20 protein-coding genes and 1 pseudogene are annotated in these 25,835 nt (G+C 55.2%); 9 read left to right on the plus strand and 12 right to left on the minus strand.

Annotated features, from left to right (window positions below; all coding sequences use genetic code 11):
• Positions 1–15 precede the first annotated feature (15 nt).
• The 6 genes from AC1D19_RS23800 to kdpF form a co-directional block, all read right to left on the minus strand.
• Positions 16–714, minus strand: coding sequence for a response regulator (locus tag AC1D19_RS23800; protein ID WP_477764726.1), 699 nt, complete (start codon positions 712–714; stop codon positions 16–18).
• 48 nt (positions 715–762) lie between these two features.
• Positions 763–3,414 carry a DUF4118 domain-containing protein gene (locus tag AC1D19_RS23805; protein ID WP_477764727.1) on the minus strand — a complete coding sequence of 884 codons (2,652 nt, stop codon included), beginning with the start codon at positions 3,412–3,414 and terminating at the stop codon, positions 763–765.
• Positions 3,415–3,534: 120 nt separating this feature from the next.
• Positions 3,535–4,080: a potassium-transporting ATPase subunit KdpC gene (gene kdpC / locus AC1D19_RS23810; protein ID WP_477764728.1), complete on the minus strand. Its 546-nt coding sequence runs from the start codon at positions 4,078–4,080 to the stop codon at positions 3,535–3,537.
• A 151-nt stretch (positions 4,081–4,231) separates the two neighbouring features.
• On the minus strand, positions 4,232–6,289 hold the full coding sequence (gene kdpB, locus AC1D19_RS23815; protein ID WP_477764729.1) for a potassium-transporting ATPase subunit KdpB: 2,058 nt from the start codon (positions 6,287–6,289) through the stop codon (positions 4,232–4,234).
• A 10-nt stretch (positions 6,290–6,299) separates the two neighbouring features.
• Positions 6,300–7,994 (minus strand): potassium-transporting ATPase subunit KdpA, encoded by a 1,695-nt coding sequence (gene kdpA, locus AC1D19_RS23820; RefSeq protein WP_477764730.1) that lies wholly within the window; start codon positions 7,992–7,994, stop codon positions 6,300–6,302.
• 8 nt (positions 7,995–8,002) lie between these two features.
• Complete coding sequence (kdpF, locus tag AC1D19_RS23825; RefSeq protein ID WP_007899818.1) at positions 8,003–8,092, minus strand: K(+)-transporting ATPase subunit F; 90 nt, start codon at positions 8,090–8,092, stop codon at positions 8,003–8,005.
• 330 nt (positions 8,093–8,422) lie between these two features.
• Between kdpF and rfbB the strand changes: the two genes are divergently transcribed.
• From rfbB to AC1D19_RS23855, 6 genes are all read left to right on the plus strand, one after another.
• Complete coding sequence (rfbB, locus tag AC1D19_RS23830) at positions 8,423–9,505, plus strand: dTDP-glucose 4,6-dehydratase (protein WP_477764731.1); 1,083 nt, start codon at positions 8,423–8,425, stop codon at positions 9,503–9,505.
• Positions 9,502–10,377 carry a glucose-1-phosphate thymidylyltransferase RfbA gene (gene rfbA / locus AC1D19_RS23835; protein WP_477764732.1) on the plus strand — a complete coding sequence of 292 codons (876 nt, stop codon included), beginning with the start codon at positions 9,502–9,504 and terminating at the stop codon, positions 10,375–10,377. Before rfbB ends, rfbA begins: the two co-directional genes overlap by 4 nt.
• A 46-nt stretch (positions 10,378–10,423) precedes the next feature.
• Entirely contained in the window at positions 10,424–11,293 is an 870-nt protein-coding gene (gene rfbD, locus AC1D19_RS23840) for a dTDP-4-dehydrorhamnose reductase (protein WP_477753741.1), read from the plus strand.
• 259 nt (positions 11,294–11,552) lie between these two features.
• Positions 11,553–12,917: an ethanolamine permease gene (eat, locus tag AC1D19_RS23845; protein WP_477764733.1), complete on the plus strand. Its 1,365-nt coding sequence runs from the start codon at positions 11,553–11,555 to the stop codon at positions 12,915–12,917.
• Positions 12,918–13,058: 141 nt separating this feature from the next.
• On the plus strand, positions 13,059–13,226 hold the full coding sequence (locus AC1D19_RS23850) for a DUF2897 family protein (RefSeq protein ID WP_079246726.1): 168 nt from the start codon (positions 13,059–13,061) through the stop codon (positions 13,224–13,226).
• A gap of 168 nt (positions 13,227–13,394) precedes the next feature.
• Positions 13,395–13,952 carry a TetR/AcrR family transcriptional regulator gene (locus AC1D19_RS23855; protein ID WP_477764734.1) on the plus strand — a complete coding sequence of 186 codons (558 nt, stop codon included), beginning with the start codon at positions 13,395–13,397 and terminating at the stop codon, positions 13,950–13,952.
• Here AC1D19_RS23855 and fabF read toward each other — a convergent pair.
• The 3 genes and pseudogenes from fabF to AC1D19_RS23870 form a co-directional block, all read right to left on the minus strand.
• On the minus strand, positions 13,949–15,223 hold the full coding sequence (fabF, locus tag AC1D19_RS23860; protein WP_477760140.1) for a beta-ketoacyl-ACP synthase II: 1,275 nt from the start codon (positions 15,221–15,223) through the stop codon (positions 13,949–13,951). The two genes, AC1D19_RS23855 and fabF, sit on opposite strands and share 4 nt — an antisense overlap.
• A 30-nt stretch (positions 15,224–15,253) precedes the next feature.
• The gene (locus tag AC1D19_RS23865) at positions 15,254–16,048 is read right to left on the minus strand and encodes an SDR family NAD(P)-dependent oxidoreductase (protein ID WP_477764735.1); all 795 of its coding nucleotides are present in this window, start codon (positions 16,046–16,048) and stop codon (positions 15,254–15,256) included.
• A gap of 207 nt (positions 16,049–16,255) precedes the next feature.
• Positions 16,256–16,592: pseudogene (locus AC1D19_RS23870) on the minus strand (ComEA family DNA-binding protein).
• A 608-nt stretch (positions 16,593–17,200) separates the two neighbouring features.
• Here AC1D19_RS23870 and AC1D19_RS23875 point away from each other — a divergent pair.
• Genes AC1D19_RS23875 through AC1D19_RS23885 form a run of 3 tightly spaced genes read left to right on the plus strand, consistent with a single transcriptional unit; the run spans position 17,201 to position 21,001 of the window.
• Entirely contained in the window at positions 17,201–18,550 is a 1,350-nt protein-coding gene (locus AC1D19_RS23875; RefSeq protein WP_477764736.1) for a lipopolysaccharide biosynthesis protein, read from the plus strand.
• A gap of 10 nt (positions 18,551–18,560) precedes the next feature.
• On the plus strand, positions 18,561–19,472 hold the full coding sequence (locus AC1D19_RS23880; RefSeq protein ID WP_477764737.1) for a glycosyltransferase: 912 nt from the start codon (positions 18,561–18,563) through the stop codon (positions 19,470–19,472).
• Complete coding sequence (locus tag AC1D19_RS23885) at positions 19,469–21,001, plus strand: hypothetical protein (RefSeq protein ID WP_477764738.1); 1,533 nt, start codon at positions 19,469–19,471, stop codon at positions 20,999–21,001. Before AC1D19_RS23880 ends, AC1D19_RS23885 begins: the two co-directional genes overlap by 4 nt.
• On the opposite strand, the gene AC1D19_RS23890 is transcribed toward AC1D19_RS23885, so the two are convergent.
• The 3 genes from AC1D19_RS23890 to AC1D19_RS23900 form a co-directional block, all read right to left on the minus strand.
• Entirely contained in the window at positions 20,998–22,116 is a 1,119-nt protein-coding gene (locus tag AC1D19_RS23890; protein ID WP_477764739.1) for a glycosyltransferase, read from the minus strand. The two genes, AC1D19_RS23885 and AC1D19_RS23890, sit on opposite strands and share 4 nt — an antisense overlap.
• On the minus strand, positions 22,113–23,090 hold the full coding sequence (locus tag AC1D19_RS23895; protein ID WP_477764740.1) for an NAD-dependent epimerase/dehydratase family protein: 978 nt from the start codon (positions 23,088–23,090) through the stop codon (positions 22,113–22,115). The genes AC1D19_RS23890 and AC1D19_RS23895 overlap by 4 nt, the downstream gene beginning before the upstream one ends.
• 167 nt (positions 23,091–23,257) lie before the next feature.
• Positions 23,258–25,252, minus strand: a complete 1,995-nt coding sequence (locus tag AC1D19_RS23900; protein ID WP_477764741.1) for a polysaccharide biosynthesis protein — start codon at positions 25,250–25,252, stop codon at positions 23,258–23,260.
• Between the last annotated feature and the right edge of the window lie 583 nt (positions 25,253–25,835).

Genomic DNA, 25,835 nt, shown 5'->3' on the forward strand with positions numbered 1-25,835 from the left:
TCATTCAGCACAAAACTAAAGGCTGCCCTCACTCAACAACCGATACCCCACCCCCGCCTCGGTCACGATGAACCGTGGCCGGGTCGGGTCATCCGCCAGTTTCTGGCGCAAGTGCCCGACCACGATGCGCAGGTAATGAGTGTCTTCGGTGTGCGTCGGCCCCCAGATGTCCTTGAGCAATTGCTGCTGGGTGATCACCCGCCCGGGATGTCGCGCCAGTTGCGCCAGCACGGCGTATTCCTTGCGAGTCAGCGCGACTTCGATACCGTCGAGCAACACCCGGCGATACGCCAGGTCGACCGTCAATGGACCGAAGGTCAGCGCCGCTTGTTGCACCTCGCCCACGGGCGCCTGGCGCAACAACGCACGAATCCGCGCCAGGAACTCCTGAATGCCGAACGGCTTGGTCACGTAGTCATTGGCGCCGCCATCCAGGGCCTCGACTTTCTGCCCTTCACCGGCGCGCACCGAGAGCACCAGCACTGGCACCGTCGACCACTCGCGAAAATCGCGCAATACCTGTTGGCCGTCCATGTCCGGCAAGCCGAGATCGAGCACCAGCAAGTCCGGTTTGTTCAACGCGGCTTGTGCCAATCCTTCACTGCCGGTGCCGGCCTCCAGCACTTTATAGCCCTGGGAAGCGAGGCTGATGCGCAGGAATTTGCGGATCTGCGGTTCGTCGTCGATGACCAAAATGGTCGCGGTCTGGCTCATGAATTCACATCAACACAAAGAAGTGGCAAGAGAGTAGCGCAAGCACGATCAGCCTTCACTCTCGTATCCTGGCTGAGCCTGTAGCGGCAGGTGCAACGTGATGCAGGTGCCGCGCCCCTCGATACCGTCGGCAACGCTGATACGCCCGCCATGGGCACCGACCATGCCCTGACAAATCGCCAGCCCCAGCCCGGTACCCTGCCCGCCACGATCACCCCGCGCCGCGGTGTAGAACATGTCGAAAATCTTCGCCCGTTCCGCCTCCGGAATTCCCGGCCCCTCATCGCAGACCGAGAAAAACAGCTCACTGTCATCGGCCCCGGCGCGCAATTGCAAACGTCCGTGGTGCGGCGAAAACCGCGCGGCGTTTTCCAGCACGTTGACCAGTGCCTGTTCGATCAGCGCGGCATGGACGAACAGCAGCGGCAATTGCGCCGGTACTTCGGTGCTGACCTGCAGCGACGCGAGTACCGCGCGCAAGCGATTGAGCGCACTGCCGATGATATCGGCCGGCGACACCCAGTCCCGTGCCAGCTTCAGCGCGCCGTGGCCGAGCCGGGTCATGTCGAGCAGGTTTTGAATGTAGCGGTCGAGGCGCTCGGCTTCATCGCGCGTGCCTTCGAGCAGTTCACGTCGATCCTCCAGCGGGATCGCCTCACCCAGGGCCAGCAGGCTGTCGATACTGCCGCGCATGGACGTCAGCGGTGTGCGCAAATCGTGGGACACCGACGCCAGCAAGGCACTGCGCAGTTGCTCGGTTTCGCCGTGCAGCCGCGCCGCTTCCAGATCATCGGCCAGTTGCGCCCGGGCCAGTGCCTGGGCCAGCGGCTGGCTCAGCGCGGTCAACAAGCGTCGGCGCTGGCCACTCAGGGTCTGGCCTTCGTTGGCACATACGCCAAGCAACGCCAGCGGGCCGTCCTCCACCGATAACGGCCACCACCACCAGCGGCCGAACGGCAAGGTACCGGTGCCCGCACCCGCGGGTTGATCGTGCTGCCAGGCCCAATCGGCGGCGGCGCGTTCGGCTTCGGTGAACTCGAGCGGGCCACCGGTTTCGACTTTCCAGCCGTTTTGCCCGTCGCGATTGAGCAGGCACAGTTGCACATCGCTCCAGCCGTTGAGGTGCTGGGCGGCCGCGCTGACCACGGCCTGGCGGTCAGTGGCGGCGGTGAGTTTGCGTGACAGGTCGAGCAATTCGCTGGTCTCTTCCTGGGTATCGCGCAGGGCCTGTAATTGCCTGCGCTGGCGCGCCGCGAGGTTGCCGGTGAGGGCCGCCATCAGCAGGAAGAACAGCAAGGTCAGCACGTCTTCTTCGCGCTGGATTCTGAAGGAGAAATTCGGTGGAATGAACAGGAAGTCATAGGTCAGGAACGACAGCGCCGCACAGGCCAGCGCCGGGCCGAGACTGCTGCGCACCGCCACCAGCAATACCGCCGCAAGGAACACCAGGGAGATGTTCGGCAGTGGCAGCACGCTCGCCACGGCCCAGGCCAGGGCGCTGGCCAGAACCGTCGCGACCACGGCCAATGCGTAGTCGAACCAGACCAGTGAATGCATCGACCGCTGATGGGGTTGATGCTGTTGGTGATTGCTGTCGAGAACGTTGATCTCCAGTCCGCGCGCATTACGCAGCAATCGCGCAGCCAGCCCGCCACCGAACAGACGTCGGCGCAAACGCGGCCGGGACTGGCCGACCAGCACCAGGCTGGCGCGGCGTTCGGCCGCATGCTGAATCAGGGTTTTCGCCACTTCACCGGCGCGCAGCAACACCACTTCGCCCCCCAGGCGTTCGGCCAGTTGCTGGGCACTCTGCAGGCGCAGACGTGACTGCTCGTCATGCACGCTGCCGTTGTCCACGTGCACCAGGCTCCAGGGCAGATGGCGCCGTTGGGCCACACGGCTGGCATGGCGTACCAGACGCTCGGCCTGGGCATCGCCGTCGACCCCTACCAGCAAACGCCCGCGCACGGCTGGCGCCGCTTGACCGAGTTGACGATAGCCCTGGGCCAGATCGTTATCGACCTGAGCCGCCGCGGTTTGCATCGCCAGTTCACGCAGGGCCGTCAGGTTGGTCTGGGAAAAGAACGCATCGATGGCCGCCCGCGCCTGCTCCGGCACATAGACCTTGCCGTCGCGCAAACGCTCCAGCAACTCGCGCGGCGGCAAGTCGATCAGCAGCAGTTCATAGGCTTCCTGCAACACCCAGTCCGGCAGGGTCTCGCGGACGTGCACGCCGGTGATGCCGCGCACCTGGTCGTTGAGGCTTTCCAGATGCTGGACGTTGACCGTGGTGTACACGTCTATGCCGGCGGCGAGCAGTTCCTGAATGTCCTGCCAGCGTTTTTCGTGACGGCTACCGGGTGCGTTGGTGTGCGCCAGTTCGTCGACCAGCACCAGTTTTGGTTTGGCTTTGATCAGACCGTCGAGGTCCATTTCTTCAAGCAACACGCCACGGTATTCCGAGCGCACCAACGGCTGCTGCGGCAAGCCGCCGAGCAGGGCTTCGGTTTCGGCCCGGCCGTGGGTTTCGACGACGCCGGCGATGATTTTCACCCCTTGGCGTAACTGGGTGTGGGCCGCTTGCAGCATGGCGTAGGTCTTGCCGACACCCGGCGCGGCGCCGAGAAACACCTTGAGCCGGCCACGGCCATCGCGGGGCAGGTCTGCTAACAGCGCGTCGGCGCGGCCGGAGTTGCTCATTTTCATTGCCTTGTTTGACTTGATATATGGGTGTGGCATTAAAAGATCGCAGCCTGCGGCAGCTCCTACGCCAGATGGCGTACATCCTGTAGGAGCTGGCGAAGCCTGCGATCTTTTGATCTACAGGTTTTCCAGCGCCCGATTCAACTCAAGCACATTCACCACTGGCGGGCCTACCAGTGGTTGCTCGATGTGAGCGTCCAGCAGTCGTTGCAGTGTCGCTACCGGCAGGTTGCGCGCCGTCGCGACACGCGCCAGTTGATAGGCAATCGCCGCCGGTGGCAAGTGCGGATCGAGACCGCTGCCGGACGTAGTGACCAGCGCCAAGGGCACCGGCCCCTGGCCTGGCACCAGCAGTTTGTTGGCGTCGTCGATCACCCGCGAGGCCAGCGCCGGGTTGCTCGGCGAAAAGTTGCTGGCACTGCTCGACACGGTGGCAAAGGCACCGGCCGAAGGGCGCGGGTGGAACCAGGCGTCGCCGACGAAATCCTGGGCGATCAGCGAAGAGCCACGGACCTTGCCCTCGGCATCACGCACCAGGCTGCCGTTGGCCTGATCCGGAAACGTGACCTGGGCCACGCCGGTGACCACCAGTGGATAGGCGACGCCGGTGATCAGCGTCATCAGGACCAGCAGGCTCAGGGCCGGGCGTATCAATGTGGACATATCAAAATCCTCGAATTCGTAAAAACAACTGTAGGAGCGAGCTTGCTCGCGATGGATCTGAAGGCGCCGCGTTTTGTCAGAAATGGCGCGTTATCGTTAACGCCCATCGTCGGAACGCCGCCCGGAGCAAACTCGCTCCTACAGAGGGCAATCAAACCAGATGCAACGCCGTCAACAGCATGTCGATCGCCTTGATGCCCACGAACGGCACCAGGATCCCGCCCAGGCCGTAGATCAGCAGATTGCGCCGCAGCAACGCCGCCGCACTCGCCGCGTGAACCCGCACGCCGCGTAGCGCCAGAGGAATCAGCACCACGATGATCAGGGCGTTGAACACAATCGCCGAGAGAATCGCGCTCTGCGGACTGCTCAGGTGCATCACGTTGAGCACGCCCAGTTGCGGGTAAATCGAGGCGAACAGCGCCGGCAGGATCGCGAAGTACTTGGCCACGTCGTTGGCGATGGAAAAGGTCGTCAGCGCACCGCGGGTGACCAGCAATTCCTTGCCGATCTGCACCACGTCCAGCAGCTTGGTCGGGTCGCTGTCGAGGTCGACCATGTTGGCCGCTTCACGTGCTGCCTGCGTGCCGTCGTTCATCGCCATGCCGACGTCCGCCTGGGCCAGGGCCGGGGCGTCGTTGGCGCCGTCGCCGCACATGGCGACCAGACGACCGTCGTTTTGCTCGTGACGAATGCGCGCCAGTTTTTTCTCCGGCGTGGCTTCCGCCAGCACATCGTCCACACCCGCCTCAGCGGCGATGGCAGCAGCGGTCAATGGGTTGTCGCCGGTGACCATGACGGTGCGGATCCCCAGTTTGCGCAACTCGGCGAAACGCTCGCGGATACCGGGCTTGACCACGTCCTTGAGGTGGATCGCCCCGAGCAACTTGCCGTCGGCACACACCAGCAGCGGGGTGCCGCCGCTTTGGGCGATCTTGTCGATTTCACGGGACAACGGTGCAGCCAGATCAGCCCGGGTCAGGCCGACGAACGCCAGCAACGAATCCACCGCGCCTTTGCGGTACACGCGGCCCTGATAGTCGACACCGGACAAGCGGGTTTCGGCGCTGAATGGCACGACTGTCAGCACATCGGCAGACGGTTCCGGTTGCGGATGAGTGCCACGCAGGTACTCGACGATCGACTTGCCTTCAGCGGTGTCGTCGGCCAGCGAAGCCAGCAATGCGCCTTCGGCCAGTTCCCTGGCTGTCACACCTGGCGCGGCATACACCGCCGAGCAACGACGGTTACCGAAGGTGATGGTGCCGGTCTTGTCCAGCAGCAAGACGTGCACGTCCCCCGCCGCTTCCACCGCGCGACCGGACTTGGCGATCACGTTCAGGCGTACCAGGCGATCCATCCCGGCGATACCGATGGCCGACAGCAAACCGCCGATGGTAGTCGGAATCAACGTGACCAACAGCGCCACCAGGAACACCAGCGGCAGGTTGCCATTGGCGAAGTGGGCGAACGGTTGCAGGGTCACGACCACCAGCAGGAAGATCAGGGTCAGGCCGATCAGAAGGATGTCGAGCGCCACTTCATTCGGGGTTTTCTGGCGTTTGGCGCCTTCGACCAGGGCAATCATGCGGTCCAGGGTCGACTCGCCGGGGTTGGCGGTAATCTTCACCAACAGCCAGTCCGACACCAGCCGCGTGTTACCGGTGACGGCCGAGCGGTCGCCACCGGACTCACGAATCACCGGCGCCGATTCGCCGGTAATCGCCGCCTCGTTGACAGCCGCGATGCCTTCAATCACTTCGCCGTCACCGGGGATCATCTCCCCCGCGTCGACGCGCACCACATCACCTTTGCGCAGGCTGATGGCGGGCACCACTTGAAAACTGCCATTGCCGCTCTTGCGCCGGGCGCTCAGGCCTTCGCTACCCGCCTTGAGGCTGTCAGCGCGGGCCTTGCCGCGACCTTCGGCGAGGGCTTCGGCGAAGTTGGCGAACAGCACGGTGAACCACAGCCACACCGCAATTTGCGCGGCGACGAAGGTCGGCACCGCTGTGTCGGGAATGAAGCACAGCACGGTGGTCAGGATCGCGGTCAGTTCGACCACCAGCATCACCGGCGCACGCTGCAATTGCCGTGGGTCGAGCTTGACGAAGGCTTGCAGCAGCGCCGGGCGCCAGAGGGCCGAGATCGCGGTTTTCGGTTGTTCCGCTGCCTTGACGGCGGCAGGCTTGATTGCAGGCATATTCATGATGGTTTCCTTAGAATCCCATGCTCAGATGTTCAGCGATTGGTCCCAATGCCAAAGTCGGCAGGAAGGTCAAACCACCCACCAGCAAAATGGTCACGGTCAGCAGGGTCACGAACAGCGGGCCGTGGGTCGGGAAGCTGTTTTGTCCGATCGGTGCGGTTTTCTTCATCGCCAGGCTGCCAGCCAGGGCCAGCACCGGGAGGATGTAGGCGAAGCGACCGATCAACATGCCCAGGCCCAGCATCAGGTTGTGGAACGGGGTGTTGGCGCCGAAGCCACCGAAAGCCGAACCGTTGTTGGCACTGGCCGAGGTGTAGGCGTAGAGCAGCTGACTGAAACCATGAGCGCCCGGGTTGCTCACGGCGGCCACCGGACCTGGCAGGCTGGCGGCGATCGCGCCGAGCACCAGTACACCGATCGGCATGACCATCAGGGTCACCACCAGCAATTGCACTTCCCTGGCCTGCAGTTTCTTGCCGAGGTATTCCGGGGTGCGGCCGATCATCAGGCCGGCGAGGAACACCGCGATCAGCACGTTGAGCAACATGCCGTAGAGCCCGGCGCCGACGCCGCCGAAGATCACTTCGCCGACCATCATGTTGACCAGCGCCACCATGCCGCTCAGCGGGTTGAGGCTGTCGTGCATGCCATTGACCGAACCGTTGGACGCGGCCGTGGTGGTCACCGACCACAACACCGTGGCGGTGGTGCCGAAACGTGCTTCCTTGCCTTCCAGCGGCGCGGTCTGTTCGACAGCAGCGTAGTTCAACGCCGGGTTCGGTTGGTATTCCGCCCACAGCGAGGTCGCGCCGCCGATCAGGAACAGCGCCAGCATGCAGGCGATGATCGCGCGGCTCTGGCGCAGGTCCTTCACGTAATGACCGAAGGTGAAGACCAGCGCGACGGGGATCAGAATGATCGAGGCCATCTCGAACAGGTTGCTCCACGCGGTCGGATTCTCGAACGGATGCGCCGAGTTCACGCCGAAAAAACCACCACCGTTGGTGCCCAATTGCTTGATCGCAATCTGACTGGCCGCCGGGCCAAGGGGAATGACCTGGTCGACGCCTTGCACCGTCACCGCATTCACATACTGCGCGAAGGTTTGCGGCACGCCCTGCCAGACCAGATACAGCGCCAGCAGCAGGCACAGCGGCAGCAGGCCATAGAGGGTGGCGCGGGTCATATCGACCCAGAAGTTGCCAAGCGATGCAGTGGATTTGCGACCGATGCCGCGGCACAGCGCAACCAGTACGGCCAGACCGGTGGCGGCGCTGACGAAGTTCTGCACGGTGAGGCCGACCATCTGGCTCAAGTAGCTCAGGGACGCTTCGCCGCTGTAGGCCTGCCAGTTGGTGTTGGTCATGAAGCTGACGGCGGTATTGAACGCCAGCGTCCACTCCTGGCCCGGCAGGTTCTGAGGGTTCAGCGGCAGGTGGTCCTGGAACAGCAGGATCGCGAACAGCAGCAGGAAACCCGCGAGGTTGAAGGCGAGCAAGGCCAGGGCGTATTTCTGCCAGCTCTGTTCGGCTTGCGGGTCAACCCCGGCCAGTCGGTAACAGCCACGTTCGACTGGCCCAAGGACCGGCGACAACCACGTGCGCTGACCTTCCATCACCTTGTAGTAGAAGCGCCCGAGAAACGGCGCCGGGACCAATACCAGGGCAAAAAACCCGAGGATCAGCCAATAGTCATAACTGTGCATAGCCGCTCCTAGTTCCGGTCCGCGCGCAGCAGCGCAACCAACAGATAAATGAACAGCCCCACTGCCAGCAGTAGTGACACCCCGTCCAGAACGCTCATGGAAGTTCTCCGTGTTACGGCGTATTGCCGCGTGTGGAGTCATTGTCGGAAAGGAGGCTGTAAAGGAACGAGATCGAGGGTGCGGGAGAGGCATAAAGAAAACGTAAAGAGTGGGTTTATGCAGGGGTTACAGGGTGCGGGGCGGAAAAAACGGGAGTGTCGCAGGTAGAACTCTAAATTGTGCGCGAGAGTAGTGAGTGAAGGCTGCAAGTCATGGATAATCCCGCCCGATTGGCGCGACGCAACCGAGTGGGGTCAAGAACTCTTGCACCTCCCCGCTCGCGCCTGCAAGCTACCGCTATTCGCATTTCTGAAGAAGGCTGGCCCAACGTGCGTATCCTTATTACCGGCGGAGCCGGTTTCATAGGCTCGGCCCTTGTCCGCGAGCTGATTCAACACACTGAGCATGATGTGCTCAACCTGGACAAACTGACGTATGCCGGCAATCTCGAGTCGCTGACCAGCATTGCCAACGACACTCGCTACGAGTTCGTTCAAGCCGATATTGTCGATCAGGCGACCGTCAGTGCAGTGCTGGCGCGTTTCCAGCCTCACGCGATCATGCACCTGGCAGCCGAGTCCCACGTCGATCGTTCCATCGACGGGCCATCGGAATTCATCCAGACCAACATCGTCGGCACCTACAGCCTGCTCGAAGCCAGCCGCGCCTATTGGCAAGCCCTCCCGGAGCCTGAGAAAAGCGCCTTCCGCTTTCATCACATTTCCACTGACGAGGTTTACGGCGACCTGCACGGTGTCGACGATCTGTTTACGGAAACGACGCCCTACGCGCCGAGCTCGCCCTACTCCGCCAGCAAGGCAGCGTCCGACCACCTGGTCCGTGCCTGGCAGCGAACCTATGGCTTGCCGGTGCTGCTGACCAATTGCTCGAACAATTACGGGCCGTTCCACTTCCCCGAGAAACTGATTCCGCTGGTCATCCTCAATGCTTTGGCCGGCAAGCCGCTGCCGGTGTATGGCAATGGCCTGCAAGTGCGCGACTGGCTGTTCGTCGAAGATCACGCCCGGGCACTGCTCAAAGTGGTGACCACCGGCACCGTCGGCGAGACCTACAACATCGGCGGGCACAACGAACAAAAGAACATCGACGTGGTACGTGGCATCTGCGCCCTGCTTGAAGAACTGGCACCGCACAAGCCTGAGGGCGTTGCGCATTACGCCGACCTGATCACGTTCGTCCAGGATCGCCCTGGTCATGACCTGCGCTACGCAATCGACGCCAGCAAGATTGAACGCGAACTGGGCTGGGTACCCGAAGAGACCTTCGAAACCGGCCTGCGCAAAACCGTTCAATGGTATCTGGACAATATGGAATGGTGCCGCCGCGTTCAAGACGGCAGCTATCAGGGCGAACGCCTTGGCGCCATCAACCCCAAGGAGCTGCTCGCATGATGAAAGGCATCGTTTTGGCGGGTGGCTCGGGCACGCGCCTGCACCCGATTACGCTTGGAGTGTCGAAACAGCTGTTGCCGGTCTACGACAAGCCAATGATCTACTATCCGATCTCGGTGCTGATGCTGGCCGGTATCAAGGATATTCTGCTGATCTCCACCCCGCAGGATCTGCCCCAATATCGCAATCTGCTGGGTGACGGCAGCCAGTTCGGGGTGAATTTCAGCTTTGCCGAGCAGCCCTCACCGGACGGTCTGGCCCAGGCTTTTCTGATTGGCGAAGAGTTCATTGGCGATGACCCCGTGTGCCTGATCCTGGGCGACAACATTTTCCATGGTCAGCACTTTGGCGAACAATTGCAGAACGCGGCAAAACGCACTTGCGGTGCCACTGTGTTCGGTTACTGGGTCAAAGACCCCGAGCGCTTCGGCGTGATCGATTTCGACAAAGATGGCCGTGCGCTTTCGATCGAAGAAAAACCGAAAAAGCCGAAATCCAGCTATGCCGTTACCGGCCTGTATTTCTACGACAACGATGTGATCGAGATCGCCAAGGCGGTGAAGCCTTCGCCTCGCGGCGAGCTGGAAATCACCGACGTCAACAATGCCTATCTGCAACGTGGTGATCTGCAGGTCGAGCGTTTTGGTCGAGGATTCGCCTGGCTCGACACCGGCACCCACGACAGCTTGCTCGAAGCCTCTCAGTACGTACAAACCATCGAACACCGCCAAGGCCTCAAAGTCGCCTGTCTCGAAGAGATCGCCTATGAAAATGGCTGGATCGACCGCGAACAGTTGCTGGAGCGCGCCCGGTACTTCGGCAAAACCGGGTATGGCCAGTACCTGGCCAAACTGGCGGGGGAAGAGCAATGAACCTGTGCGAGCCCGATTCGCCCGGTAACGAGACTGGACTGTTCCCGTGAAAATACTCATCAATGGCCGACACGGTCAGGTTTCACATGAATTGCAACGGCGACTGGGGGCTGCCGGCGAGCTGATCGTATTGGGTCGCGATCAGCTCGACCTTGCGCAACCCGATCAGATTCGCCGTCAGGTGCAAAACGTCCGGCCCGATCTGATCATCAACGCCGCGGCCCATACAGCGGTTGATCTGGCAGAAAGCGAGCCGCAATCAGCCTTTGCCATAAACGCGGTAGCTCCCGGCATCCTTGCCGAAGAAGCGCTGGCTCTCGACATCCCGTTGATACATTACTCCACGGACTATGTATTCGACGGGAGTAAAGCCGGACCTTACAACGAGGACGACACGCCCAATCCGCTTGGGGTGTACGGCAAGAGCAAACTGGCCGGTGAGCAGGCAATCAGGGACGTGCAAGGTAAATACCTGATCCTGCGTACCAGTTGGGTCTATTCAACTCATGGCCGTAACTTTCTGCTGACGATGCAGCGTTTGCTGCAAGAGAAACCGGAGTTACGCGTAGTCGCCGATCAAATCGGCGCCCCTACATGGGCCGGTACAATCGCCAATAGCACCCTTGCCCTGATCGAACGCTGGCAGGCGAACGAAGTTGCCAACTGGGGTACTTATCATCTGACCGCTCAAGGTGAAACCTCCTGGTTCGGCTTCGCACAGGCGATCGGCGAAGCATTGCGACAACAGGGCAAGCCCTGCGCCGACCTGTTACCGATCCCCTCCAGCGACTACCCGACACCCGCAGCCCGGCCGCTCAACTCGCGCCTGGATTGCAGTCGCTTGCAACGCGATTGGGGTGTCAGTCAACCTGACTGGCAAACGGCGTTGCGCGAGTGCCTCACTCAGCAAGCCTGAGCATCAACCGCTGCCCGCACCTGCATTGAAATACCAAACCTGCGCGTTGCAACGGTGTCGGGTAGCGGGCATGCGGGCTTGCTCGCGAAAGCGGCATTTACACCAGCGCCGCCCCTGACTGACGCACAAAATTCGCGCATTCTGTGGCGAACATCCCCGATACGACGCCTTTCATCCTATTACGACGCACCATCGTGAAATGGCACGCCCACTGCACTGGCCTCCCCCGAGCTTTCCAAACCACTCAGGGAGCAAAAACATGAACACACAACTCAAACCCACGCTGGGCACCTTGCACTTGTGGGGCATTGCGGTTGGGCTGGTGATTTCCGGGGAGTATTTCGGCTGGAGTTATGGCTGGGGCGTGGCCGGGACTTTGGGCTTTCTGGTGACCTCATTTTTGGTCGCCACCATGTACACCTGCTTCATCTTCAGTTTCACCGAGCTGACCACTGCCATTCCTCACGCCGGCGGTCCCTTTGCCTACAGCCGTCGCGCCTTTGGCGAAAAAGGCGGGTTGATCGCCGGGCTGGCGACACTGATCGAATTCGTCTTCGCCCCGCCGGCGATTGCCCTGGCCATCGGCGCCTACCTCAATGTCCAGTTTCCAGCCCTTGACCCGAAACACGCGGCAGTCGGTGCCTACATCGTGTTCATGGGCCTCAATATCCTCGGTGTGAAACTGGCAGCGACCTTCGAACTGGTGGTCTGCGTGTTGGCCGTCGCCGAATTACTGGTGTTCATGGGCGTAGTCGCCCCCGCGTTCAGCTTCAGCAACTTCGCCCTCAATGGCTGGGCCGGTTCCGACGTGTTCGATGCTCCGGCGATTGCCGGGATGTTCGCGGCGATCCCCTTTGCCATCTGGTTCTTCCTCGCCATCGAAGGCGCAGCCATGGCCGCCGAAGAAGCCAAGGACCCGAAGCGCACGATTCCCAAGGCTTACATCAGCGGTATTCTGACCCTGGTGCTGCTGGCGATGGGTGTGATGTTCTTCGCCGGTGGCGTCGGCGACTGGCGCGCCCTGTCGAACATCAACGACCCGCTGCCACAGGCAATGAAAACCGTGGTCGGCGAAAGCTCGGGCTGGCTGCACATGCTGGTGTGGATCGGCCTGTTTGGTCTAGTGGCGAGTTTTCACGGGATCATCCTCGGCTACTCGCGGCAGTTCTTCGCCCTCGCCCGGGCCGGTTACCTGCCGGTGTCCCTGGCCAGACTGTCGCGCTTCCAAACTCCGCACCGGGCGATCATCGCCGGTGGTGTGATCGGCATTGCAGCCATCTACAGCGACGGCTTGATCAACCTCGGCGGCATGACGCTGACCGCCGCAATGATCACCATGGCCGTGTTCGGTGCCATCGTGATGTACATCATGAGCATGCTCAGCCTGTTCAAACTGCGTAAAACCGAGCCGAACCTGGAGCGCACCTTCCGCGCCCCGTGCTACCCGCTGGTGCCGTTCATTGCACTGATGCTGGCGGTGGTGTGCCTGGTGGCGATGGCCTGGTTCAACACGTTGATCGGCCTGATCTTCCTGGGCTTCATGGCGGCAGGTTTCGTGTACTTCATGCTCACCGCGCAATTGCGTGCCGACGCACCGGCGGATGCGATGCTGACCGGACTTTGAAAGCGTTCGAGTGAACCTCGAACAACAGGCATAGAATGGGGGTGATAGCGATGGAACTGCGATGAAACCCCATCACTCAAAGTGGTATGCACGATCGGTTGGCGAGCCCTCGCCGACCGCCTGCTTTTCAAGGAGAGTCCTATGCCCTGGTATGCCTGGTTGATTCTGGTCGTTGCTATCGGCTCGATCGTTGGTGGTCTGATGATGCTGCGCGACACCGCCAACAAGGTCGAACTGACCGAAGAGCAACGTAAACGCGTCGCCGAACGCAATGCGGAAATGGACGCCAAGGAAGCGCAGGACCGCTGACTGAAAACCCCGCCTTGAACGGCGGGGTTTGTTTTTGCGTGGAATCTCCTGAAATCATGTCGCTTTTGTGCCCATATCGAAGCATCTGCATGCTTTTTAGAAGTAGAAGTACAGTCACCATGCAATTTTCATTGGTTAATATGGGCCGCATTGATGCGGAGATATCAGATGCGTTACTCGCAGGACCATAAAGCCCAGACCCACCAACGCATAATCAAAGAAGCTTCAGCGCGATTTCGACGCGACGGTATCGGCGCGACGGGGCTGCAACCCCTGATGAAAGCACTGGGCTTGACCCACGGTGGCTTTTACTCGCACTTCAAGTCCAAAGACGAACTGGTGGAAAAAGCCTTGCAAGAGGCTGGCGAACAAGTCGACAAGTTGTGCGCGCAAATTTTCGCCGAGGAGCATCCACTCGAAGCCTTCATCGACGCTTATCTGTCCGAATGGCATCAAACCTCGCCTCACGAGGGCTGCCCGCTGCTGACCATTTCTTCGGAACTGGGGCTGCGTGGTCAACCGAGTCCAACCAGCGACGTCGTGCTCCAGGCGCGACTCGATCAGATCCAGCACACCCTTGACGGTGAGCGCACCGCCGACCGCAGCATCGTCATCATGTCGACGCTGGTCGGCGCCTTGCTGTTATCGCGCAGCGTTGCCGACGCCGAGTTTGCCCAACGGATTCTCGACGTCGCACGCGATCACCTCAAACATTCACAGGATTAATCCTGCCAACGCTTGAACAGCACACTGGCATTGACCCCGCCAAATCCGAAGCCGTTGGACAGCGCGTATTCGATGGCCATCGGCCGCGCGTTGCCATGAACGATGTCGACACCTTCAGTGGCAGGGTCCGGGTTCTCGAAATTGAGAGTCGCCGGCACGATCTGGTCACGAATCGCCAGCAGCGTAAAGATCGCTTCGAGCCCACCCGCTGCACCGAGCAAATGCCCGGTCGCCGACTTGGTCGATGTCACGGCGATGCCGTTTTGCGCACCGAACAACGCCTTGATCGCCGCCAGCTCACCTAGATCACCTACCGGAGTCGAGGTTGCATGAGCATTCAGATGCTGAACCTGAGCCGGTGAAACACCGGCCTGAGCCAATGCCAACGACATCGCTCGCCGCGCACCGCTGCCGTCCTCGGGGCCGGCGGTCAGGTGAAAGGCATCGGCGCTGGTGCCGTAACCGACCAGTTCCGCCAGGGGCTTGGCGCCGCGGGCCAGCGCATGGTCCAGAGATTCGATGACCAGCAGCCCGGCCCCTTCTCCCATGACAAAGCCATCGCGACCACTGTCGAAAGGTCGCGAAGCGCGCTCAGGCGTTTCGTTGTAAGCGCTGGACAAGGCACGAGCAGCCGCAAACCCGGCAAGACTGACCCGATCGATCGCCGCTTCCGCACCACCGCACACCGCGATATCCGCCTCACCCGCGCGAATCAACCGCGCCGCATCGCCAATCGCCTGAACCCCGGCGGCACATGCCGTGACCGGCGCACCTAATGGCCCTTTGAAACCATGCTGGATTGACACGTGACCTGCCGCGAGGTTGACCAGAAATGAAGGGATAGTGAATGGAGACAAACGTCTCGGACCACGGCTATCGGTGGTGCGCACCGCATCGGCAATCGCGCCGAAACCACCTACACCTGAACCGATGATGGTGGCCGTGCGCTCCTGGGCATTGGCGTCCAATGCTTGCCAGCCGGCTTGCTCCAGTGCCTGACGCGCCGCTTCCATGGCGAACAGGATGAAGCGGTCCATCTTCTTCTGTTCCTTGGGTGGGGTTGCCCGATCCGGATCGAACCCCGCCTCCGGATCGTCAGCCAACGCAGGCACTGCACCGCCAACCTTGGCCGGCAGGTCGGCAACCACCTCTTGCGGTAAATTGCGCAGCCCGGAACGCCCGGCCAACAGCCGCGTCCAGACTGCCTCGACACCGCTCCCCAGCGGCGACACCAGGCCCATGCCCGTTACAACCACACGACGATCACTCATACCGCAATACCTCAGTCGATTAGGGGCGTTTCATTTGTAACGCGCAGCGGCTTTGCTTTTGGAAAGATTGGGCGCCATCACAAGGCGTGCCGCAACAAAGGCATCCCAGTCGGCGGCATCCGGCAGCGAAGGAATGGTGACCAACTCGCCCTTATCCAGACCCGACAGTGCCGCGTCGACCATCTCGCCCGCTTCCATGACCATCTCGGCCGGAATCTGCGAAGCATCGATACCGGAGCGTTCCCAGATTTCGGTGCGTGTCACCCCAGGCAATACGGCCTGGACCTTGACCCCGGTGCCATCGAGTTCGGCATTCAACGACTGGGTCAGGCTCAATACATAGGCCTTGCTGGCGCTGTAGGTGGCGTTGAAGCGTTCGGGAAACAGCGCTACCACAGAAGCAATGTTGATGATGGTACCCCGGCGCGCCTTGGCAAAACTGGCCGCCGCGGCCGATGCCAATCGCGTCACCGTTGTAACATTCAACTGAATCATTCGCTCCAGTTGATCGGTATCGGCGTTGGCCAACAAGCCATCCGCGGCTACGCCGGCATTGTTCAGTAAAAGGCTGATACTCGAATCGCTGCGCAGACGCTGTTCAAGTTTCAGCACGTCGTCCTTCTGCGTCAGATCTGCCTTGAGCACCTCCACCTGAACCCCATGAGCATTGCGCAGCGCGCTTGCCGCTGCTTCAAGCCGCTCCTGGTCACGAGCAACCAGCAACAAATCAAAACCTCGCGCTGCCAACCGTTGCGCGTAAATCGCACCGATACCGGAAGAAGCACCAGTGATGAGGGCGGTGCCTTGGGACTGAATGGACGTCATGACTTGGCTCCTGGGAGATGCCAGAGGGATAGATAAGCGCTTGAGTCTCAGCGTGCCTGGACGAGCGGCGTATTTATTATATACATAATCTAATCGACATATGACAGTCGTAATTTTTTCATTGTCGACGGAAGGCAAAACCTCGCAGCAGTCGCCAAAATGAAAAAAGGCCGGTCAATGACCGGCCTCCAAGGCTGATTTACAAGCTTAGTTCAACCGAGGCTTCTCGCGATTCTTATCTTGAAAGGCCTTGTCGATACCTTTCACCTCGAACACCTCGTCGAAGGACACAAGCAGACCATTACTTTCGCGATACGCAACAATCGCCGAAGCCTTGCTCTCCCCAAATACTGGGTAACTCTCGCTGCAACGTCGGCGCATCGGCCTTGTCAAAAACCACCGTTCCAGATTGCGCATTCGCTGAAGCCTTCATCGACATCGGAGCCTTGGTAGACTCTGGCCTCGCTGCAGGCGCTGCATTCGCGGTAAAAGAGGTGCTGGTGAGCAGGGCAAAAACCTGGGAGTAGAAATAGTCCGTACACATAAATGGCGCCCCATGACATTGGTTGAGGAAGCAGCTTTTCCAAAACGGCTTCCTCAAACCGGGTGACGCAGGAGGATGTCAAAAATGTGTCTGTTGCGGGATGTGAAACAATCAAACGTCGAGATGAATGAGTTTGGCCAGATAACTTTCTTCAATGTAAACGCAGGAGCTGGCAGTACGATTCCAGCAGCAATGCGATGAACGAAGCATGTCCCAAAAAATTATATTTAAATCGCGAATCTTTCCGAATAAATTATCTAGCAATACCGGAAATTAAATAAAAACAGAAAGATTAACTATAAGAGTTGCGTGTAGCGCCTTGAGAAGATGCACCATCAATAGGTCAATGGGATGATTGAAACCAGGTAGCGCTCCGTCAAGAGGCAGTGAATGGAACTGATTCCACCCCCTTTAGCGTTGCTAAAATAGCCTGTGGATTGCCGAGTCACCAACCGCAGCATTTTCCAGGCGAGCAAGTTTGGTCAGCCACGGCAGGAATCACAGCCTCCGCCGATCGGTTAGAACTGGAGGACCCTGGCTGTAGACAGGGCATTGAAAAAACGTGAAAATCGGCAGCTGCATTATGACCTGCTGCGAAATCTCAATAAATGACTGCGAAGAAAAATATCAGCGCTCTATCCTCTCCAGTGGCTGCGAGTGCTGCAGCCATCGTCGGTCGATTTCTCCTGCTTGGTACCGGGGCCCTGACCGGAATTCTACTGCCACTCACTATGAAGCAAGAGTCCGTGGGCTTGTTTTTTTTGTGCCAATCCATAATAGCAGCGCTTGCCACTTTGGGTCAGTTAGGTTTAAGCATTACAGCTCCAGCTATTATCTCCAGAGCCATCGGTGATAAAGACACTGCCAGGGTAAAGCAAACTTTACGGCGCACTTTAATCATTGGATGCTCAGCGGCAAGTCTGTTCGCGGTTACTTTTTTGATAACTCTAACGGTACTGGAAAACCTGTTGCACTCAGAGTTGACAGGCGCGCTGCAGAAATTAGCACCACTTATCTCAATCAGTATGATGTTAGCTGCCACGGTAACTTTACTATCCGAGCAACACCGGGTTTTAGGACACTTTGTTCAGGCGAGTTTCCTGGTGGTTGGTACTGCTGTCGCCAGCGCTGCTGCCGTCATTATTGCCTGGCAGTCAAAGATAACACTTTCATTGGACACCCTTCTCTTTTCGGGAGTTCTTGGTGTTTTATGTACCGCATTACTGGGTGGACATTCCCTGTGGCGCTGGCACAATACTCATGATGGGGAAACCAAAGAAACTGTAAGTTATTCCGAAATATTGTGGCAAACCATACCTAACCTTACCACCACAAGCGTGCTATTTATCATAGCTCAAGCAGACTTGTGGATCATTGTTTTCTTTGGCAGCACCGCTGACGTAGCAATCTATGGCCTGGCATCACGGCTTGCTATCTTGGTGATAATTCCCTTGGCAGTAGTCAATACAGTCATCGCGCCATCAATTGGGCGTCTGTGGGTTCGACGAAAAAAACGTTACTTGCAAAAAGTGATGGGTATCGGTGCGGGTGTAGCAACGGGAATGGCAATCACGGGCTATCTATTATTTGCCATTTTAGGTCAACTCATTATTGCAATGGCTTGGCCAGAAGAGTATTCAGAAGCTTACTTTCTATTTATCGTTCTCGGCTTCGCTCAAGTTATTCAGACCTTCGCTGGAACCGCCGGCATGGTCTTGGTCATGTTGCAAAAACAACATATCACCATGCGAATCTCTATTGCCAGCGGTGTACTGATGATCGCCGGAGGAAGTGTGGCATTCATATATTTCGGCATAATTGGATTAGCGATCGTTTATAGCTCGGGCAGTATTATTCAGTCAGCCCTGATGATTCATTATGTAAATCGAATATTCAACTTGAAAACAACTGCCAACTTTAAATCAACAATCAAATTCAGCCAATCCTATTTTCACTAAGAGAATCCACATGGACGATAAAATGACGACACTGCCGAAAGTCACTATTGTCATCCCCACGTACAATACAGCTCGATATTTGCTGGATGCAATTGATAGCGTCAAAAAACAAACTTATCAAAATATCGAACTGATTGTGGTTGATGATGGATCAACCGATGACACTCCGAATTTGCTGAAGAATCATCCTATGCAGTTTTCGCATTTCAGACAAGAAAATGCTGGACAAAGCGCTGCCATGAATTTTGGATGGAAACAAAGCTCTGGTGATTTGTTGGGCTATCTAAGTGCTGACGACAGATTACATCCTAATGCAATCGAGACGATAGTTTCGCGAATGGCGTTGTCACCTGAAGCAGTATTGGCATACCCGGACTTTTGCGTGATCGACGAAGACTCAAATTATGTTAGGACCATTACAGCCCCCGAATACTCTGAGAACCTGCTCATTGCCAACTTCCAATGTTTGCCTGGTCCGGGCGCGCTATTCAAACGGGCAACCTGGGCGCTAGTGGGCGACTGGAATACCGGGTTAAGAAACATTCCGGACATGGACTTTTTTCTACGCTTTTGTCAACACGGCCCATTCATCCGAGTCCCGGAGGCGCTAGCAGATTTCCGCATTCACTCTGGGTCAACTACCTATAATCCCTCCAGTGTTCAACGTTCAGATGAGCCAGTTATCGTTATTAAAGATTTTTATAATACGAATGGTTTACCCAAAAAGTTTCTTCGCTGGAAAAAAAGGGCGATGGCAAACGCCTATCTGCTGTCAGGATTCATGCACGGTTTCTCCGGCCGTTACCTCATCAGTTTAAAGCAGATGTTTCGGGCCGCAATACTAAGCCCTTCATCACTATTTTCTCGCAAGATGATCAGCTACGTAATCGGCATTTATAAATCCGCATCGGTAAAAAAATGAACGAGATCTCAGAAGGCTATTTTGATAATAAAGCGACAACAACATGGATTGTCGCCACAGTGACTTTACTTAGCATATGGGCAGGCTTCTATTACCCAGGCATGGTCGCTTTATTTGCAATCTATTGCACACTGAGCATTGCTATAATATATGCCACGATTAAAAATCGACCGAAAAGCTACTTCATATTTTTTCTATTTTCTTTTTTGATTTTAGGTTGCTGGGCAAAAATCACTTTACACTTGCTCATTGGAAACAATTTCATTGAGCCCATAGGAGGCTTTGATGAATCGCCAGCTGCATGGAACAACGCCATTGCAGTACTGATCACAGCATTTAGCGCGTTGCTTATCTGCTACTTTATTGTCGTGGCCGGCTTTCAAAAAAGAAAAGAACTAGAAACCAATATAAACACAAAGCTCTTATCAACACTCTTGGGCATGGCAATCATCTTCACAATTGCCTCTCTAATTTTTAACTATTACTATTCGATTATCAAAGTTGGATACGAACCAACTTTAAAGCTACCTAGTTATATTTACGTAGTCTTTTCCTTCATGGTCGCCTGGGGAAACTCTATTGCTCTTTTCACCTTGGCTTACTGGTTGGTAAAAAGCGGAAAATTAACTCCGAACATGCTTTTTTATATCGTCATTATTGAGGGTGCACTGACATCAATTTCGATGGGCAGTCGTGCACAAATGATCCTTCATGTTTCGGCCCCTTTTATTGCTTACCTGATACAAGGGAGAAAACTAGAGTGGAACATATCAAAAATTGGCTGGATAAAGATTTTTTCGACGACCGCTTTATTGTTTGCATTTTCGATAATTTCCGTATCAGTCGATCGCCTTTCTTCGTTTGCAAAGGCAGTACCTTATACAGAAAAAACCATCGTGAAAGGAAATCTGGAAGAATCCGGGACGTCGTTGAAATTATCCGAAAAAACTTTAATACACGACGCCACCCCAGAGCCATACGTCACCCCGCATCAACTGTCACCCGAACTGAAGTTCAAACGAATCGCAAACGAATTGAGCAAGCTAATCGTAGACCGATGGATTGGTGCTGAAGGAGTTTTAGCAGTAACGAGCAATCATCACCTGAATTTAGATCTTTTTATGAGAGGCTTAAAAGAAGATCCAGCACAAGGCACACAAGCAATATATCAGCGAATATCTAATGCACAGTATGAAAGATTAGAAAATTTTACATTCATGACAATCCCTGGCCCTATAGCAGTACTGTATTACAGCGGCAATCATCTCGTGCTTTTTGCTGGCATGGCACTATTATTCTTCTTGGGTTATAGCATCGAGCTTGCCGCTAAACGGTTACTGAATAATGTTATGACAAGCGCTACTATTGGCGTTGGAATGGCATACTTGACAGTGCAAATTAATTTCCCCAGAGCGTTTCTTTTTTTCGTGATTGAGATAACCGCTTTTCTTATAGGGTTAATTGTGCTGAGATGGATACTAAATAAACAAAAGCATCCCATCAACTCTTTACATCAACAAGCACTCTAATTATCCTGAATAAAACCTTCAAAATAATCGACCATATTAGTTACAATTACATGCCAACTATAATGGTCGATTACAAACGACTTAAGTCGTTGCCCTTTAAGCGTCAAATCGTCGGCCTCTGAAAGCATGAGCTGAAGCCCTCTACTGATACCAGCGGCTGTCGGCTCGACTACTCTTCCCCCGTTGATTGTCTGTACTTCGTCAAAGCCACATGTATTTGTCAGCAATACCGGCAAACCTGTGATTCCTGCTTCCAGAGCAACAAGTGACATGGCTTCCGATCTGGAGGGAATGACAAGCATCAATGCATGTTGATAAGCTTCATTCCGTTGGGCCTCATTGAGAAATCCAATAAAATGAATCTGACGAGCTATTTCATGACCAATCAAAGAGGCCTCAAGCTCGGCTTGCATTCCGAAGTCTGGCCCGGCAAGCACTAAAGGATAATGGTGGGCTGCCTTTGTAGAGAGATAGGCTTTAATAAGCAAATCAGGGCCTTTGACAGGGGCAAGCCTACCCATAAATAAAATATACGGCTCTTCGGGCAGATTCTGCAGTGTACGTATTGGGGTTAACGCGGGCTCCGCCACCCCATTCGGAAACACCGGGATACGATCCGGCAAAAAACCTGTAACTTCTGCAATTAGTATTCGCTCTAACTGAGTAATTGCAATAAACCCCGACGCACTTTTTATAAGTGATTTACCAAGCAACAAATGAAACAGCTTCTTAACTGGACTAGGCTTTCCGATGGAAGCAAATTCACCCGCGGGGCAAAGTACATAAGGAGTCCGCGCGATCCTGGCGAAGAAGCCGGTAATAATGCTCAACAAATTCCAGTAGCCCATGATATGGATAATGTCAGCAGACTTCACCGCTTTCCACAGACGCATAAAATTGACCAATGGGATTGGAAAGTGTTGACCCATTTTTCCAGTAATGTAGGTTTTAACACCTCGAGTATTAAACTCTGATTGCCAGGAATCACCGGACATCGCGATGACTTCACAACGACAGCCTTTATCCGCAAGGGTATTGGCTAAGTGTCTTGTGCGTTCCGCAGTCCCTCCCCCACGCTGTGCATCAAGTGAAATATTAATCAATAAAACATTCATACCGTAGCCCTCAAGTGACTCAAGTAACCTTTAAGGCGCTGGGTGAACAGTGCAGAATCTGGCAATCCAAGTTGCAACAATCGATCTTCTTGGAAGCGACGCATTGGATCGGTATTACTAATCCCTCTGGCATTTAATACCAAACGCAGTACTCGCGAGGGGAGGTAAGGAATATGCAATACTGCAGTACGGCTAAATACTTCCAACAAACAATCCTGAAGATAAGCGAAATTATTATCAGCGTCAGCGTCTTCAGTCACTACAATAATTTCCCCCTGAATTATTGGTGCCGCCGTTGTAACAAATAATAAAACCTCGACTACTTTTTCAACGCTGACCAAATGCATTCGCCGCGCACCGTACAATGAACGGCGCAATGCGAGTTTCCAGCCAGGGGCACTCGAAACTTCCCTTACGAATGAAACAACATTTAATCCACCGACACCAAATACCGCGCCAAGGCGCAAAATCAAGGCTTCGAAATGCTCGGCATTGACGGCGCTCACAAACTTCTCAGCAGCGGCATGCTCACGCTCATAAGGCGTGATAGGCACGATCTGTGAAGCCGAAGTACAAATGCTGTCCTGGCTTGCTCCAAAAACGTCAATACTTGAAACATGGATATAACGCTTAACACGTGCATTGCCGCAAGCGCGCAAAATATTCTTGATCGCTGACAAGAACCATCCGGTGCCGTCTGGCCGCAGCAAATTCAAAACGATGCTGCCGCAATTCAAAATTTTTTCTAACGACGCGCTATCATCCAAGTCAAAATGTCGAACCTGTATAGGCGATTCTGTTAACCAATGTGGCTCGTTTCGATGGACCGCGAAAATAATTTCGAACTCTTTGCTGTAATCAACTAAAGAATTGAGTAAATGCTGACCAACAAAGCCAGTTCCACCTATCACAACGATACGCTGTTCAATGGTAGCGTGAACTTCGCATTCAGTATCACTTGTCTCAAGATTCAAGATGACTCACTCCTTAAATGCACACACAATTCAAGCCCTAGTATTTGTACCAACGCCATCAAAAATATAAAAACAGCTTAAAAAATATAATACGTCTATTCAGTACGACTACTCAGCCCGCCATGGATCCAGGATTCTTTTCAGTTAAAATCCGTAATATAACCGGCTTAATGATCAAGACGCCGCTGTTCGTAAATCCAATCCACTATCTCTCCTTGAGGGGTGTATCCATGGACTGTTTCTCTCAATAATTGTCGAACGAGAGAGTAATCATTCTCATCAAGCGCCGCAAGCAGATGCGCCAGCTTGACCTTGAGGACTTCCCAGGCCAAATAATCCTCGTGAGCACTCATGATCATCGGGTGCTGAGTTGCAACTACGTTGTCACCAATCAGCAGTTCTTCGTAGAGTTTCTCTCCCGGGCGTAACCCAGTAAACTCAATGGAGATATCACCGTGCGGATTTTTTTCTGAACGAACACTTAAACCTGACAGATGAATCATTCTCTCTGCCAGCTCAACAATTTTTACCGGTTCGCCCATATCCAGCACGAAAACATCACCTCCCATCCCCATAGAGCCCGCCTGAATAACCAGTTGCGCCGCCTCTGGAATGGTCATGAAGTAACGAGTGATTTTAGGATGAGTAACCGTGAGCGGGCCACCTGATTTTATTTGTTTGTGAAATAATGGTATCACCGAGCCCGAAGAACCTAAAACGTTTCCAAAACGGACCATCGTAAATCGGGTTCGATTGACTCTAGATATGATTGCAGTGTCACCAAATAGTACCGGTGCGGGCTCCTTGCTGAGAGCTTGAAGCGTCAGTTCGGCAAGACGCTTAGTGCTACCCATGACATTTGTAGGCCGTACAGCTTTATCCGTCGAAATCAATACAAAATTAGCCACGCCTGCCTGGATTGCAGCTTGGGCCGTATTAAGTGTACCCATTACATTATTGAGTACACCCTCGGCAATATTATGTTCGACCATCGGAACGTGTTTATAAGCCGCGGCGTGATAGACGGTCTCTACATGCCATGTTGACATCACATCTAAAATTTTAGCCTTATCACGGACCGATCCGAGGATCGGAAGAATTTTCGTAGACAACGACTCCCGAACAATTCGTTGCTCAAGCTCCGACAAAATACTATAGAGATTAAATTCACTATGCTCGAGCAATAAGAGGACCGTGGGTTGCAATGACAATATCTGCCGGCACAACTCAGAACCTATAGACCCACCAGCCCCGGTAACAAGTACGACCTGTTGTTTGATGCAATGTTCGAGTAACTCATGTTGGGCAGCAACTGCATCACGCCCCAATAAGTCGGCGATATCTACTTCTTGGATATCATCGACTTTTACGCGTCCGCTAGCCAAATCCATGAACCCGGGGACAGTGCGAACATGAAGGGGATATTCCTCCAGAAAACCAAGTATTTCTCGACGACGCCCACGAGATGTGGAGGGTATCGCTAATAAAATTTCCTGCACACCGGTAGCTTCAATCATCTCCTTGATATGCTTTGGTTTATAAACCTTAAGCCCAGAAATAACTCGACTGGCAATACTTCTATCGTCATCGATAAAGGCGACCGGACGCATGGCTCGTCCCATTCGCAAAGCTGCTACAAGCTGATTTCCGGCAGCACCAGCTCCATAAATGGCCACCTTAGGTAATCCGTTATCCCGGTTGGTGAAAGGAACATGTTGAGCTGCGGAAAACCAATCACCGAGAAAGTATTGACGCATGAACAGTCGAAGACCACCGATCATGACCAAACTTAGCCACCAATAATTAAAAATTATTGACCGCGGCACAATATTCTGATGATTACTATACCAATACACGACAACGCCAAGAATTAACGATGACAAACTTACCGCTTTGACGATCGTAATAAGGGCATCATTACCAAAATAGCGCATGACTGCGCGATACATTCCAAATTGAAAGAAAAGTGGAATTGCTACAAACTGCGCACTCAAAAAAAGCCAGAGATGCTGAGTGAGCGGGTTGACCATCTCATCGATGCCTAATCGGACAACAAATGCCATCCACAGGGCTAGCCACACCAACGCGACATCAGCAGCAACCTGGATCAGTCGTTTACTGCGGCGCGGAAGACCTAATAACAAAACCCGGAATCTTTCCATAACCCCTTCGAACGCTCCAACCACACCTATTTTTATGACGCTTAGAATGCGCTCATTCCCGTACGACTGTCATTTTACACCAGTAAGAGTCGAACATCCGGGCTTGGCCTGAATTTTTTCTTTCTCGCCCGGATGAAATACTTTTATAACTTAGATTGCGACTACCTGCTGGAATACGGTAATAGCGCGCCGCCAATGCGGCAGTGTTATCAGGATCACAAACCAGTCAGGCGCCCGACTCAACGATCACGCAGCCCCCTCTCCTTGCAAGGCCGTCATGATAGGGCAACCGGCCGTAAGATGTGATTGGACTTTACTGCATAGTGCGCAGAAGATATCTCCTCATCACTTAAACCAACCAACAAAATTGAGAAACTCTCAAATATTTATTACATGCAACCCACAGAACATCGCACCGACAATAACAAATCATCAAAACAGTGATTATTTTTACTGTTCCTGCCCCAACTCAAGCATGCTACCGCTGCCGAAAGTTAATATCTTCTTCCAGCCTTAACAACCTGCTAGTTTCTACCATCGAGCCCGTAGACTGAGCAGTACAGACACCCCAACAAATACCACA

Source organism: Pseudomonas sp. P1_C12 (genome assembly GCF_056406435.1).